General features: G+C 34.9%; 1 protein-coding gene. It reads left to right on the forward strand.

The window, feature by feature from the left end:
* Positions 1-64: 64 nt before the first annotated feature.
* On the forward strand, positions 65-671 hold a 607-nt coding region (locus ACM5QX_RS29550; RefSeq protein ID WP_414756760.1), incomplete at its 3' end, for an IS701 family transposase.

Here is a 671-nt window from a genome sequence, read left to right on the forward strand (position 1 = left end):
TCCCTCTTTTGTTACTACGGGGAGAGTATAATCAGGAAGAAAGCAGACAAAGCAAGTAAGAGGAATGGTTACGGCGCGCAGACAGCCAGTAAGCACAGTGGCATTCATAGATAACTATTGCCAGCACTATTATTCAGTATTTGAGGATGTAAGGCATTTTGAAGCATTCAAATTCTTACATTTGGGCATACTTTCAGAAATTAAGAGAAAAACTCTGCCAGAAATAGCTAAAACAGTGGGGCTAAAAGATAGCCAAACACTACATCATTTTCTGAGAGATGCACTGTGGGATATCAAAAAATTAAGAGAAATAAGGCTATGGTTAACAAAAATGTTTATTGGAGAAAGAGAAATAATTTTATGTATTGACGAAACCGGAGATCAAAAAAAGGGAAAATCAACAGATTATGTAACTAGGCAATATATTGGAAACCTAGGTAAAACAGAGAATGGAATAGTATCTGTAAATGCTTATGGTGTAGTAGATGGAATTACTTATCCTTTAATATTCCAAATATTTAAACCGAAAAGTCGCTTAAAAGAAGGCGATAAATATAAGAGCAAACCCCAAATAGCGGTAGAGATTATTCAAGAGTTGAAAGCATGGGGTTTCAAAATTAAATTAGTGTTAGCAGATAGTCTATATGGTGAGAGTGGAGATGTAATTAGAT

This window comes from Anabaena sp. CCY 9910, from assembly GCF_963920875.1.
GTDB lineage: Bacteria > Cyanobacteriota > Cyanobacteriia > Cyanobacteriales > Nostocaceae > Trichormus > Trichormus variabilis.